This is a genomic window from Mesonia profundi, from assembly GCF_031085155.1.
GTDB lineage: Bacteria > Bacteroidota > Bacteroidia > Flavobacteriales > Flavobacteriaceae > Mesonia > Mesonia profundi.
The window spans coordinates 56,779-71,566 of record NZ_JAVHUL010000015.1 but is presented as its reverse complement, the minus strand read 5'-3'; the positions used below and the strand labels follow the sequence as shown (position 1 = coordinate 71,566).

General features: G+C 34.5%; 11 protein-coding genes. 5 read left to right on the top strand and 6 right to left on the bottom strand.

The window, feature by feature from the left end; all coding sequences use genetic code 11:
* Positions 1 to 296 precede the first annotated feature (296 nt).
* The gene (locus RBU60_RS07330) at positions 297 to 2,252 is read right to left on the bottom strand and encodes a putative porin (RefSeq protein ID WP_308864105.1); all 1,956 of its coding nucleotides are present in this window, start codon (positions 2,250 to 2,252) and stop codon (positions 297 to 299) included.
* Positions 2,253 to 2,353: 101 nt separating this feature from the next.
* Here RBU60_RS07330 and RBU60_RS07325 point away from each other — a divergent pair, with 101 nt between their 5' ends.
* The 4 genes from RBU60_RS07325 (at position 2,354) to RBU60_RS07310 (ending at position 9,069) form a co-directional block, all read left to right on the top strand.
* Positions 2,354 to 2,974, top strand: coding sequence for a ribonuclease HII (locus RBU60_RS07325; RefSeq protein WP_308864104.1), 621 nt, complete (start codon positions 2,354 to 2,356; stop codon positions 2,972 to 2,974).
* Between the two features lie 64 nt (positions 2,975 to 3,038).
* Positions 3,039 to 5,507: a hypothetical protein gene (locus tag RBU60_RS07320; protein ID WP_308864103.1), complete on the top strand. Its 2,469-nt coding sequence runs from the start codon at positions 3,039 to 3,041 to the stop codon at positions 5,505 to 5,507.
* Positions 5,508 to 5,626: 119 nt separating this feature from the next.
* Positions 5,627 to 6,271, top strand: a complete 645-nt coding sequence (locus RBU60_RS07315) for a hypothetical protein (protein ID WP_308864102.1) — start codon at positions 5,627 to 5,629, stop codon at positions 6,269 to 6,271.
* Positions 6,272 to 6,327: 56 nt separating this feature from the next.
* On the top strand, positions 6,328 to 9,069 hold the full coding sequence (locus RBU60_RS07310) for a CHAT domain-containing protein (RefSeq protein ID WP_308864101.1): 2,742 nt from the start codon (positions 6,328 to 6,330) through the stop codon (positions 9,067 to 9,069).
* Positions 9,070 to 9,073: 4 nt separating this feature from the next.
* Here the strand turns inward: RBU60_RS07310 and RBU60_RS07305 are convergent, their stop codons facing one another.
* Entirely contained in the window at positions 9,074 to 9,796 is a 723-nt protein-coding gene (locus RBU60_RS07305) for a tetratricopeptide repeat protein (protein WP_308864100.1), read from the bottom strand.
* Positions 9,789 to 10,361: an RNA polymerase sigma factor gene (locus tag RBU60_RS07300; RefSeq protein ID WP_308864099.1), complete on the bottom strand. Its 573-nt coding sequence runs from the start codon at positions 10,359 to 10,361 to the stop codon at positions 9,789 to 9,791. The genes RBU60_RS07305 and RBU60_RS07300 overlap by 8 nt, the downstream gene beginning before the upstream one ends.
* Before the next feature lie 534 nt (positions 10,362 to 10,895).
* On the opposite strand from RBU60_RS07300, the gene RBU60_RS07295 reads away from it, so the two are divergent.
* Positions 10,896 to 11,459: a hypothetical protein gene (locus RBU60_RS07295; protein ID WP_308864098.1), complete on the top strand. Its 564-nt coding sequence runs from the start codon at positions 10,896 to 10,898 to the stop codon at positions 11,457 to 11,459.
* 134 nt (positions 11,460 to 11,593) lie between these two features.
* Here RBU60_RS07295 and RBU60_RS07290 read toward each other — a convergent pair whose 3' ends face one another.
* The 3 genes from RBU60_RS07290 to RBU60_RS07280 form a co-directional block, all read right to left on the bottom strand.
* Entirely contained in the window at positions 11,594 to 12,793 is a 1,200-nt protein-coding gene (locus RBU60_RS07290) for a bifunctional alpha/beta hydrolase/OsmC family protein (RefSeq protein ID WP_308864097.1), read from the bottom strand.
* Entirely contained in the window at positions 12,790 to 13,515 is a 726-nt protein-coding gene (gene lipB / locus RBU60_RS07285; RefSeq protein ID WP_308864096.1) for a lipoyl(octanoyl) transferase LipB, read from the bottom strand. The genes RBU60_RS07290 and lipB overlap by 4 nt, the downstream gene beginning before the upstream one ends.
* Before the next feature lie 79 nt (positions 13,516 to 13,594).
* The gene (locus tag RBU60_RS07280; RefSeq protein WP_308864094.1) at positions 13,595 to 14,716 is read right to left on the bottom strand and encodes a T9SS type A sorting domain-containing protein; all 1,122 of its coding nucleotides are present in this window, start codon (positions 14,714 to 14,716) and stop codon (positions 13,595 to 13,597) included.
* Between the last annotated feature and the right edge of the window lie 72 nt (positions 14,717 to 14,788).

Genomic DNA, 14,788 nt, shown 5'->3' with positions numbered 1-14,788 from the left:
CTTCGCTAAGCGGTTGCAAAACTAATACTTATTTTTACTATCGCAAGGCTTTTTGAAAAAAATATTTAAAACTTTTTCCTAAAAACAATTCCTTAAATAATCAATGAACTACCGCGCCTAAGCGGGGTGCAAATATACAACCTTTTATTTCATTCTAACAAAAAAAATCTTAGGTTTATTTTGCAAATGTTTTAATCCTACTTTAAAACGCTGGAAACAAAGAATATAATTATAGAGATGAAAGATTATACTTCTTAAGTCTACGTTTAATTCAACTAAAAAAGTTTACACACAATCTATAAAAAGAAGTTCCAAACCAAGCCAAAGCGTATTACAAAATCTCGATAAGGATACGAAGGAGCCGCATAATCACCATTACCTGCAAAGAGTGTCGTCATATTCTCTAATTTAAAGAAGATGCGCGTTTGCTGGACCTTTGCATTAAAAAAGAAGTCTACACTGTACTGATTGCCCAGTTCGAAAGAATTTTGAACTACATAATCTCCCAGTATAGGATCATAAGCATTAGGGCTAAATTTAGTAAAGTAGTTAAATGTAACTCCGGTTTGAAAAAACAAGGCTCGTTTAAACAAGTGGTCTTCGTAAAACAAGGTGTTCCTCGTCACAAAATCTGGCACCTTAAACACCTCTTCCCCACTGCTTACATTTTGATACATCAATGTATTGTCTAATTTAAAGTTTCCGTAAGAAAAGACCTTGTTCACTTTCAGCTTTAAATAGTCTACCTTTTGATCTGCTTGAAATGGTTTCACCAAGGTGTCTGCAACACTTTCTGCATCTGGATTCTCTGTAAATCCGAAATACGTGTAATTATTAATCTGGGCAAACAAGACTTCCGCGTTAAGCAACTTATTCGACTTTAAAGAAATTTTAATCCTCTGCTCTTCTATATTTTTAAAATCCTTACTCCAATTGTAGTTTACATAATCACTTTGAAACAAGAGGAAATTAAAATCTGGTGTTCTGCTCGTGCTTTGAATACTTCCTGAAAGCCTATTTTCTTCATCCAAACTGTATCCCGCCTCACCATATAGATTAGAACCGGTAAATTCTCCGCTCACATTGGCTTCTACATTTCCATAAATATCGAAACCTCCTATTCTATTCTTATATTCGGCTCCCGCAGAAAAAATATCTTCCATAATGCGATTGGGAATAACACCATTATTCAATATCAATTTGGTTTGATACCCATAATTGATATTAGAATGCGTCGCTCTAGCGCTCAACCTCCCTAGGTCTTTGTTTTCATAAATCCCTTTTAAAGTATTGGAAACATTTTGATATTCTGCCTCATCTCTTAATTGAGTAAGCTCGAAAGCTTGTCCATAACCGGCAAAGGCAGCACCTTGATTGAAATGGTATTCTTTATCTGTAAAATTTAAGGTATGCTCTAGCTTTACGGAATTGGAAGAAAGAGAATCTTTGGGAGCTATGATCGCATAATCTTGCTTTAGGAAAAAACGCTTGACAAATAAAATGGATTCTGCATTTTCAAAATTGACTTCTAACAAATTTCGATCATTAAAATCATCTGCTCCAGATTGGTATTGAGTATTGGCAAGGTCATTTAAGCCTCCATTCTCTTGGGTAGATAAGTCTTGAGAAACGAAGTGTGTCTTTACATGATAACGTTTATTCTTGGTATGAAAACTTCCGCCTAAGCGCAAACTCCCTTGACTGGTTAAATTATGTTTGTAATTACCCAACGACCTTAAGCCTCTGTAGCCGATAAACAAATTAACCTGCGGACTTATATTAGAGGTAAAAAAAGCATTGAGGTTTTGCCCCTGCTGAAAAGTGGTCTTAAAAAAAAGTTCAGATAATGGGGTGGGTACATTATAATAAGAAATGTCTTCTGCCTTTAAATAAGGATCGTGCTTTGCCGAAGCGCCAATATCTGGAATTAAGCCGTCATGGTCTAAGGCATAGGCTAGTTTCGTATTAGGTTGTCCAATATTGGGATAAGGCAACAACTCAAAATTATCTTTTCGGGTATAATTAAATTTGTAGTCCTTATATACGTTAAGCGTAGTATCTACAAAAGTAGTATCGTTTTCTACCGAAATGATTTTATAGTCTGTTATGGGAGGTTTTTCCCTTTTGTCTACTACCGTTTTGTTATCGCCAATAGGGTCAGAACTTCTAATGTCATTATTATTTAATCTCAAATCTTGAGCTAAACCAATCACCGGAAGCATTAATAGTATTAAAAATAAAATCTTTTTCATGGAACACTTTAAGTCCACAAAAGTATAATTTTTTTCATCAATTTAATTTATCTTAAAAAGATAGCTCGATACTGTCTTTTAAATATGATAACTTTGCGCCTATGTTAGACCTTCAATATACAAAAAATAAAGTTGAATGCGGCACAGATGAAGCTGGCAGAGGTTGCTTGGCAGGGCCTGTAACCGCTGCTGCTGTAATTTTAAAAAAAGACTTTTCTAACTCCGTTTTAAACGATAGCAAACAACTGTCTTTAAAGAATAGAAATCTTTTAAAAAAACTTATTCGGGAGGAAGCTATTAGCTATGGAATTGCACACGTGATGATGGAGGATATTGATGATATCAATATTTTAAATGCTTCTATTAAAGCGATGCATCATTCTATAGATCAATTATCCATTAGACCTGAATTTATTTCCGTTGACGGAAATAGATTTCATTCTTATCCTTCTATAGAACACACCTGTATCATCAAGGGTGATGCGAAATATTTAAATATTGCCGCCGCGTCTATCTTGGCAAAAACTGAAAGAGATGCTTTTATGGAAAGGATTCATGAGGAATTCCCTATGTACAATTGGAAAAAAAACAAAGGCTACCCCACAAAAGAGCATAGGGAGGCTATAAAAAAATACGGAATCACGAAATACCATAGAAAGAGTTTTAAACTCTTGCCTACTCCACTTGCTTTAAAACCCAAAAAGTCTAAGAACAATTCATAGTTTTAAATTTTGTTTAACAGAATAGCGAAATAAAAATTTCTACTTTTACCTTACAAGCTGCTTTATGAAAAAATTACTTATCTTTTTTTTATGTATTTCCCTTTGGTCTTGCCAAGAAGAAGAGAAAAAACCTTCAGACCTTCTTAATTTTGTTCCCCCACACACGGCTGCCATTCTAAACACAGATAATTTGGAGGAGTTTAGCGAAGCGCTTCAGGAGAATTCTTACCTCAACAACAATAAGGAATTTCCTCTTGTATCTTTCTTTACCGAACATTTTACGAATTTAGAATACATTTCAGTTAAAGATAAAAGTCTGCTTTGCTTTAGCAGAATAGGGAAAAAGGAGGTGGCTCTTACCTTAATTTCTAAAGAAAAGCCTTCTATAAAAGACCTTTCTAAAGTTGCTAATAAAAAAATATTAAGCTACACCTACGACGAGATTAACGTAGAACATTACACCTTGGAAGATATGGAGGCTTACGTCGCAGATTTGCCTAACCTGCATGTGGTGAGCACCTCTAAACTGGTTTTAGAAAATATCATTAGAATTTACAACGAGCCTATTCCCATAGATTCTAATCTTAAAAAAATATATGGAGTGGCGAATGATTCTAAAGCGTCGTTATTTTTCAATTATGACGCTATGATGAAAATTTACCGCGATTATAATGTAAAGGCCATTAGTCACCTTGAAAATTTCACCGACTGGAGTGTGGTAGATTTAGATGTAAATAAAGACGCTATCGCATTACACGGAGTCACCCAAACAGATCCAAAAGAGAAAAGGGTGCTTTCTTTGTTTAAGAACATAAATCCGTTAAAAAGCACATTGGCCGAAGTGGTTCCTCAAAATGCTACGGGATATTTTTCCTTTACTTACGATAGTTTCGAAAATATTGAAACCAACCTCAACAATTTTCACGAAAAAGTAAAAGTGGAGAATAAACAAGCCGCACTTTTTGAATCGGCTCAAGAGATAGGAATCATTTATCAGCAAGAAAAACCAGTATTGGTGGTCAATTCAATAGATGAGAGTATTACTAAAGATGCACTTTTGGGGAGTCAAGAAGAGTTGAGTGAGTTTAGGGGAATTCCAATTTTTAAATATGAGCATCCCAAGGCTTTTTCTCAAACATTTCGTCCGTTGGTTCAACTTCAGAACTTAAAATATTATACGGTGTTAGATCATTATTACGCTTTCGCGGAAAGTGCCAGCGCCCTAGAAAATATCATTGCTAACTATCAAAATCGAACTACTTGGAGTGCTAAAAAATCTTTTCAGAATACCCTGAATAAATTAAGTAGCGAATCGAGTATGCTTATCGTAGGTTTTAATGAGGAGTTTTACAAAAGCCTTAGTTCTTACCTAAAAGAAGATTTACAAAAACCGCTACAAGACATTAAGGGGAGTGATTATGAAAGCACTGCCGTACAGTTTATTTACGACCATAATTTTGCACACATCCACGTGATTTCTCAAAAAGCCAATGCACAAAATATGAGCGCTGGCAGCAAACAACTTTCTAGTATTAAGACCGAAGATAAGATAAGCGGAGATCCTTTTCTTTTTACCAATTGGAGAAACAAGCACAAACAAGTGGTGGTTCAAACCAGCGAAAATCTGCTTAAAGCTTACAGCGCTGAGGGGAAATTAAACTGGAAAAAAGAACTAGACGGAAAAATTGTTGGAACGCCTCAAGAGATTGATATTTACAATAACGGAAGAATACAGCTAGCTTTTAACACGTCGAATAAATTTTACATTATAGATAGAAATGGAAACGATGTAAAACCTTTTCCGCTAGATTTTAAATCGCCTATAACTCAAGCTTTATCTGTTTTTGACTATTCAAACAACAGCAAGTATCGGTTTGTTGTCGTACAAGGCAACAAGGTGAGTATGTGGAATAAAGAAGGCAAGCAGGTAAAAGGCTTCAAGTTTTCTAAAACCGCTTCTGCCGTAAGTCAGTCTCCAAAACACATACGAATTGGCAGCAAAGATTATATTGTGGTTCCAGAAGAAAATGGAACTTTACATATTCTAGATCGGGTTGGAGACTCTAGAGTGAAGGTGAAAGAGAAAATTGATTTCTCTAACAACGCTTGGTATTTACACAAAGGTCTCTTTACTTCTTCGAGTCTTGATGGGAAACTGATACAAATCAGCGAAAGCGGAAAAGTAACCCAAAAGAATAAAAACTTTACGGAAACCAACCGAATAGATGCCACTTCAAATACGCTGGTAAGTCTATCTGAAAATGAATTAAGGATTAAAGGAAAAGAGGTGAATTTAGACTTCGGACTTTATACTGCTCCGAAAATCTTTTACCTCAACAACAAAATCTACATCGCCCTCACCGATACGCAAACCAGTAAAGTATATGTTTTTGACAGTCAAGCTGAATTGCTTTCTGGTTTTCCTGTATATGGAAACTCCCAAATTAGCATAGAGAATATTGATGCTAAAGGGCGTTTGGAGTTTATTGTAAAAGGCGAAGACGATTCGGTCTTAATTTATCAAATGAACTAGCTCAGCACAAAGAGGTTAAGCTTAAATAAATCTTTTTTCTGTAAACAAATAATATAAAAGTGTTAACTTTATAAATAACTATCTATTAAGCAATATAGTTAACCTTAAAATTATTGAATATGAAAAAAAATCCATTGGTTCTAATTCTCTTATCATTTCTAGTGCTTACAAGCTTGAGTTGTGATAAAGATGACAGTGACAATCCTGAGGAAATCAAATTAACAAATGAGAATAACTTCTATGAAGGCGATTTCTACTTTCTATATTTAGAGCAGGAAATCACTACTACTGAAAACACGATTGATAGTCTTCAAACAATTATTGATAATGATGAAGGCACTCCTGCAATTGAAGAAGAATTACAACTCACTGAAGAGCAACTGCTTGTGTACAATACAAATTTAGAAGAGCAGAAGTGTATTGACCAGCACTATGCTTTGCCTCGTAAGCCTAGAAGACCACCAAACCCACCACCACCGCCATCACCATGTTATGGTTGTACTCCATTAGATGGTAATTTTGCCTATGTAACCATTACTCCAGATATAAAGTCACTTTATATAAGAATCGAAAACTATAACACAGAAGAGGTGATTGAAACGGTTAGTTTTGATAGCTTCGATCCGTCAAAAACTTATGACGCCCTGGTTTCTATTGAATCTGCAAAATTAAATGATTTCAAAGGCCTGGTTATTATTGTTGTGGATAGAACAAGTGTCAACGATGTTAAAACCACTTATAGACTTAATGCCTATCTCTATTAGTATTAAAATTATATCATTAAAAAAGCTTTTTGTAAATTTACTTAAAGCTTTTTTTTATGCCCAATTTTAAATGGTTTCTCTTTTTGGTTCTCTTTTCACCAAGCACTTATGCTCAAAGTGATCTATATGTAGAAGATTTAAACGCAGATTTTAATCAGGCTTATCAATATTACTACAGCAATAAAGACTCTTGTTACTTCTATTTTGATCGCATTAAACAAACCGCAACAAAGCATCAGGATATAGAGTATCTCTTGGAAGCTTTGATTCGAGAATCCTGGGCGGCCAATTTTCATAATGATTTATCTATCATTAAACACAACATCAGGCAGTTAGATTCTATTCGCAGAAAAAATAAGGCGGTTATTGACACTTCTGAATTCAAGAATTATTATAACACCGCTATTGAATACACCAAAGGCCTCTACGATTACAACCTAAATAACTATAAAAACGCCTTGGGTTATTTTAACGATATCATCATAGCCATTGAAGAAAACCCAGATTACCTAGACGATCCCGAAATTTTAAATCTGTATCTATCTACCACTAATTTTATAGGCAAACTCTATCTTAATGAAGGCAAGTACAAACTAGCAAAAAACTTTTATGAGAAAAACTTAAGAACAATTAAAAAAAATAAAGACATTGATATAGGTTACTCTAACAACATTCAAATTCTTCTTGCTGATATTTACCAAAAAGAAGAACGTTATAAAAAGGCTAACGCTAGTATTTTCAAGGTGTTGGGCTACTATATAAACGTTAGTAAAAACGGCAATCGGGTGATTACCTCTTATGAGCGAGTGATTGATAATCATTTAGAGTTAAAACAAATTGATAGTGCTAGCTATTACCTTCAAGAAATGAAAGAATACCTACCTGAAGGGCATCCCCTATCATCTAAATATTATAAAGAAAGTGCCAAGATTAGCAAAGCAAAAAACGATTATAGCTCAGCTCAAACTTCATTGCAAAAGCTAATCGCTATTTGTAAAGCAAAACAAACTATACTTCCAGATTTTGAAATGGCAGATGCTTATCAAGAAATGGGATTACTGCATATGCATTTCAATCATCCTGAAAAAGCATTAAATCAATATAAGTTAGCCGAAAACTATTTGGAAACTAATAATAGCTCGACTTTAAATCAAACCACTCGTTTACAGCTTTTAAAAAACAAGATACAGGCTTTAAATAAAATAGACGCCTTTAAAGAAAGTTTATTAGCAACAAATGATGCTTTAAATATCCTCGACCAGCTAAAACCGTCCTTTAAGAACAATGCAGACAAACTCTTTTTAATGGAAGAGGCTTTCCCTATTTTCGAGTCTGGATTGGAAGCTGCCTTTAAATTATACGAAACAACTAAACAAGATTCCCTTATTGATAAGGCTTTTTATTATTCAGAAAAAAGTAAAAGTGTTTTGCTCTTGGAAGCTATTTTAAATACGAAAGCCACGAAGTTTGCCAACATTCCCAAACAGATTATCGAAAAGGAGCAACTTTTAAAAGCTCAAATCAATCATTTAGAGAAACAGATCAATCAAAACAAAAATGATGTTTTAGAAAGTGAATTGTTTGAAGCAAATAACCACTACAGAGAACTGGTTGCAACTATTGAAACCAATTATAAATCCTATTACGATCTCAAGTACAATGCAGACGTCATCTCTATAAGTGAACTGCAAAATACCTTAAAACCTGAAGAAGCTCTCATCTCTTATTTCTACGGAAGTGAGGCCATGTATATTATAAGCATTACAGGAAATTCTAAGTCTATTGAAAAGTTGAAGATAGACACTTCTTTAGAAAAGGACATTATTGCCACCTATGAGATGTTAAACAATCCCCAATCCAATCTTCAGGAATTAAATAACGCCTCTTTCAACTTATATAAAAAACTGCTTGCACCAAGTTTAGAAAAGCTATCGCAAAAAAACCTCATCATTGTAGCAGACGGTTTATTAAATTACATTCCGTTTTCCAGTCTATCTGTTAACGGAAAAACAGAATATCTATTAGAAAGTCATCCTATTAGTTATGTAAATTCAGCCACTTTATTAGAACAGCTTTTAGAGAAAGAAACTGTTAACAACGAAGTATTGGCTTTTGCTCCCAACTTCGAAACCTCAGAGTTTAATAGCTTACTGCCTCTGCCCAACAACCAGAATGAAGCCCAAGACATCTTAAATTATTTTAGCGGAAAAACCTTTACCCAAGATCAAGCAACGCTGCAAAATTTTAACCTAGAAAGTGAAAATTATGGTTTGCTACACTTTGCTACTCATGCTATTATAAACGATGAAAGCCCAGAGTATTCTTATTTAGCCTTTCAGCCTAAGGCCAATGAAAACAATTTTCTCTATGTCAGTGATTTGTACAATTTAAACCTCAATGCTAATTTAGTCACCTTAAGTGCTTGCGAAAGTGGTCTTGGAGATTTAAAAAGCGGAGAAGGATTTATAAGCCTTGCCAGGGGATTTTATTTTAGTGGTGTTTCTAGTATTTCTAGTACATTATGGAAAATTAATGATGGCTCTACTTTACCAATCATGGACTCCTTTTATAAGAACTTATCGGAAGGAAAAACAAAGGATTTAGCTTTACAACAAGCGCAATTATCTTTTATTAAAGAGAATAGCCAAAATGCATTAGCACATCCTTATTATTGGTCTGGATTTGTACTTTCCGGAAATACGACTGCTATTGCTATTGGTAATAATAATACATGGATATGGTATGTATTCATAATACTTGTCTTCATCATCTTAGGCATCCTTATGATAAGAAAATGAAAATCTAATTAAGTGCTTCTAAAAGTTCTTGCGCTTTATCTTTATTGTAGTCATAATTAACAACTAAATTTTCAAGGTAAGTTCTAGCTTGAGTTTTGTCTTTTTCTTTGATGGCGATTAAAGCTAAGTACCAAGTAGACTCCGCCACAAAATTCTGATGCTCTTTAGTTATTTGCTTAAATAAGGTTTTCGCTTTTTCGTTGTCTTCCAAGCCTAAATAGGATTGTGCCTTGTAAAATCTTATATAATCCTTTGGACTTTCCTCAGAGAGAACTTCAAACGTATTAAGGGCTGTCTGGTAATTTTTAGCTTCATAAGCAACAAAGGCTTCCCGCTCTAAAGAATTTTGATCCTCACTTCGTGTAATGGTAAAAACCGTGTTTGGATATTCGTTATAGTTATCTTCATACAGACTCGTATAATTGGTACTAAAAAACGTACTATAACCAAACCAACCTATCAGTACGGCTATAGAAGCAGCGATAGCCAAGTTGCTATAATTAAAAATAGATTTCTTTTGCTTGCTGTTTATACCGCTTTCAACCTCTTGAAGTTTTGCTTTTAAATTATCGGTTTCATGGCTTTTCACAGCTTCTTTCAAGTCTTTTTCAAATTCAAATTGTGCTTTAAATTTGGCATCTGTCTCCAGCAAATTTTGAAACAAGATTTCCTGCTCAGAGGTTAAGCTGTTAGAAAAATAATGATATAGTAATTCTTGATTATCCATTGCTATTATTAATTCGTTCTTTTAGCGTTTTCAAACATCTAGACTTGGCGCTTTTTACCACATTTTCACTTTTATATTCGCTAGCTTCAATAATTTCCTTTATCGTATATCCTCTATAATAGAATAAGCTTAATAATTCCTGACATTTTTTTCCTAAGCTCACAAAGTATTTTTTCAATAGAATCTGTTCCGTAGTTAATTCTTCTTCATTCAAATCTAAATCTGAATCCACAAGCTCTTCTTTTTTCTTAATAAGCGATAAATCAAAATCTGGATTTATGGTCTTATTATTTTTTTTCAACTTATCATAAATCAAATACTTACCTATACTAAATAAATAGGTAGAAATAGAACTGGTAAACTTCTCTATTTTGCCTTGCATCACATTATTATAAAAAATAATATAAGCGTCTTGATAGACATCAATAATATCTTCTTGGGGTAAGTTATACTTTCTAGCAAAATTTATAAACTTGTCTCTATTCTCTTCATAGATCTTTTTGAAGAGTAAATCTGATCCTTGTTTTAAATCTTCAATAGTTATGTTCTCTTGCACTCTTTGCATTTAATATCCTTAATTGAAAAAGGTTAACATGTCCCGGCTAATTTAACTTTTTTTTTAATGGAAGTCATTAATTTTAATACAGGTAAATCTTCTACTATCTTCTAAATTAATCAATATCTGACAGAAGCTTCTAGATCAATAGTGAAATTCAGTAGCCGAGAATACCTGTTAGAGTCAGGCTACAGTCTTCATGCAAAATCAGTAAACACCTAAATTAGGGAAAGAACTACAATGAGAAAAGTCATAGATGTTAACCTTTTAGTTTAAAACGCATGAAAGAAGAGAATCCTAACATCTAAAAAAATATTCTTTGATGGGTCGTTATGATTTCAATAGGAAAAGCAGCATCTATTTAGCCTATTAAGAAATGCAGAGGTTTTACAACCTATTACCTCTGCTACTCTTAATCTTATTTGAATTAGCCTTCAAGAGAAAAAACCGAAGTAAAAAGCTTCGGTTTTTTCATTTTACATGTTAACCTTTTAAATTTTTCAGCATAAAATAGGAAACAACCATTAATTCCTAATTTTTAAAATGATGAAAAATTACATTTCAGAATCAACCTACGTGTTTTTAGCTCTTTTAATCACGTTTAGTTTTTCTTGCACTTTAGAAGACGATGATGGGGCAACTCAAGAAGAACAAAGTCTTGCAGAAGAAAGTGAAGAAAATACTAATGTAAAAACATTCACCTACGACGCCAGTAGCTTTACAGGTACTTACACTGAATTTAGTATTCCTGAAATAACACAAGATGTTATAGAGAACGAAGTGGTGTTGACCTACTTGACAGATGATGGAAGTTATTGGATTTCACCCTCACAACCAACCGATCATACCATAAAGTTTGACTTTTTAGCTCATACTGTATTAACCGTTGGGACACTAATTTTAGATTATGATGATGCATCGGGTTCTAAACACCATATAGATGTTGGAGATTTAGAAACCTTTAAAGTGATCATCATAAAATCTCCTAATACTATCTCTAAAAAAGCCATTAACACTAAACAGCAAATCATTAACGAGCTTAACCAAGTTGGCATAAACATGAACGACTATTACGCAGTTTGTAATTACTACGGAATCGATTACTAAACAAAAACACTTCTATGCATTTAAAAGCTTCGTCTTCTTTATGAGTCGAATTGTTCTGATTTCTTCAGAATATAATAGTCTACAAATAAGCTTTGAGTTTATCGTACAAAAGAAAATGATACTGCTTCCTTCAACTAAAGACACTCTTTCTCTAAGGTGACTACTTTTGATCCTTGCGTTAGCGTTTTATGAACAGGACATTTATTGGCGATTTCAATAAGTCGCTCTCGTTGTTTTTTATCTAATTCTCCTTGTATTTCTATGTGTCTAGTAAATACATCTTGTTTTGTTCCTTCTTCCACCTCTTCTTTTGAGTGGGAAATATGGACATTTACTTTTTGTAAATCCCATTCTTTGTGTTTCGCATACATGTGAAGCGTCATCGAAGTACACGCCGAAAGACCTGCAGTTACCAACTCAAATGGATTAGGACCAAAATCATTCCCCCCAGCACTTACAGGCTCATCGGCTAACATATAATGACTTCCTACTTTCATATGGGTAAGGAAATTGTCTTCTTGAGCCAAGCTTGCTACCACCTCATCTTGAGTAGTCAGTTTTGTAGCTTCGGGAATATCTACATAACGTCTAGCCCACCCTGCAATCACTTCTCCTACATAAAGAGAATCTTCCTTTTTTGAAAGCAAGTGATCTGCTTGGTCTAAAGAGATAAAGCTTTTAGGATGAAATGCTGCTTTAAATAGTTCTTCGGCATTATTTATAGTGACCACGCGATCTTGTGGGGAATGTAATATTAAGAGTGGCTTTCTTAAATCTGCCACTAAATCTAATAAAGAGTTATTTTCTAAATCATCTAAAAATTGTTTTTTGATGGTAAAGGGTCTTCCGCCAAGGGAAACTTGAGCCTGTCCTTTTTTAGAAATTTCTTCTACACTATCTTGAATTAAGTTTTTAACATGCATAGGTTCACTTGGAGCCGCAATCGTCGCGACTGCTTTTATACTCTCAATTTTACTCGCTGCAAAAAGAACCGCAGCGCCTCCCAAAGAATGTCCTATCAATAAACTGGGCGCAGTATGCTTTTCTTTTAAGTAACTTGCTGCAGCAATTAAATCTTGAATATTGCCAGAGAAATTAGTTTCGGCAAAATCTCCTTCGCTTTCTCCCAAGCCTGCAAAATCAAAACGAAGTACCCCAAATCCATGATTTGTTAGCGCATTGCTTAAATTTCTTATGGCTATTAAGTTTTTGGTACAGGTGAAACAATGAGCAAAAATGACAAAATTATGAGGTTTTTGATCTACGGGAAGACTAATCTTCCCTGCCAATTCTTGTCCTTGTTCGTTGGTGAAATTTACTTTATCTGATTTCATAATGCTTTTAATTCCTGGTTCGTCTGCAATTCTGCTTCGAACAAATTACTAAAATGTTTGAGGAGCTTTTCCTTGACTTTCTTTTCTGAAACTTCTTTCTTTCCTAATTCTACGTGCAAAGAAGTGACCGCTTTGTCTTTTATACCGCAGGGAATAATGTGGTCAAAATAACCTAAATTGGTATTCACATTTAAGGCAAATCCATGCATAGTGACCCACCTACTCGCTCTCACTCCCAAGGCACAAATTTTTCGGGCAAACGGAGTTCCTACATCTAACCATACGCCAGTTTCCCCTTCGCTACGTTCGGTTTTTAAGCCGTATTCTGCTAAGGTTAAAATCACCATTTCTTCTAATAAACGCAAATATTTGTGAATATCTGTAAAGAAATTTTCAAGGTCTAAAATGGGATAGCCCACAATTTGTCCCGGGCCGTGATAGGTAATATCTCCGCCTCGATTAATTTTATAGAAAGTAGCACTTTTTGCTGCTAATTGCTCTTCTGTTAATAACAAATTGCTTAGATCTCCACTTTTCCCTAAGGTATAAACGTGTGGATGCTCCACTAAAAGCAGGGTGTTTTGAGTCGGCTTTGAAGTGGCCTCTCGCCTATTCCTAATTTTGGAATCTATCACCTCTTGAAAAATTTTCTGCTGGTAGTCCCAGGTTTCCTTATAGTCTCTTAAGCCTAATTCTTGCAGCTGAACTAAGTGGTTTTTCATGAAGCTTATCTTAGCGGGTTATCAAAAAACAAAGGTACGATTTTCATCGCACCTTTTAAATATTCCGTTAAGCATAAACCTACTTAATCATTACTTTTTCTATACTATTTCCACGCTCGGTTTTCAGTTTCACAAAATAGGTTCCCGAAGCTAATTCAGACACATCTAAACGATAATTATCTTGAGCTTCTGTAAAGGAGTGCGTCTTTATTTTCTTCCCTGCGATGCTATAAATTTCTATCACTGCAGTTGAGTGTTGATTTGGTACGTTAATATAAAGTATTCCGTTTGCCGGATTTGGATACGCAAGCAATTCCGCTTTAGCTAATTCATTCACTGCTAAAGTAACATTAGATTCTAGATAATCTGCCACGCCGCTATTATCGGTATCATCATCTGTGGGATCTCCGTTGTTGTTATAATCTTCATCGGCAGTTAAAACTCCATCTCCGTCATCATCATTGTCTTCATAGTTTCTTAAACCGTCGTCATCGGTATCATCGTCGTTTAAATTACCGTTATTATTCAAATCTTCATCGGCAGCAGCTACCAAATCATCATCTACATCTATACTACAATCCCATACCAATATTAAAAAACTTGTTAAAGAAGAACATCCCGTATTCATATTTTCAACAATCACCCAAATGCTTTGAGGCTGTACGGTATTTGTGTAAGATGAAGGGTTTACGATTTCATTAGTGTTATTTTCGGCATCTGTTTGACTTTTATAGTAAGTCAGCATAAAATCGGAAACATTTTGTGTCCCTAAAATAATGCTATCATTAAGCGTTAAATCAAAATTTGCTGTTCCATTACCTATCTCACAGTAAATTAATTCGGGTGCTTGGTTGGCGATAGGCGCATCATTTACGATAAGATCTAAGATAGCAGTAGCAAAATTACCTGTTCCTATATCTTGCACCCTAGAAAAAAGAGTTTCATTATAAGGAGTCATATTAACATAAGGCGATGAAAGTTGATTCATGGCAGCATCTGCATCTACTATGGTAGTGTAATAAGAAACGACATAGTCACTGGAAGACTGAGACCCCAATACCTGAGCATCTGCCGCTGTTAAATCGAAGTTAGCAAACCCATCGTTATCGTCATCGCAAACTGCTAGCGTTGTAGGATTGGCGGTTTGAGCAAAGGCATTTATTTGAAATGTAATTACAAAAAATAGTAGTAGTCTTTTCATGGTTGTAGCTTTTTGCTTAGTACTAATAAAACAATTTCATATAAAAAACTCCTACTTGGACTAAAAGCTTCG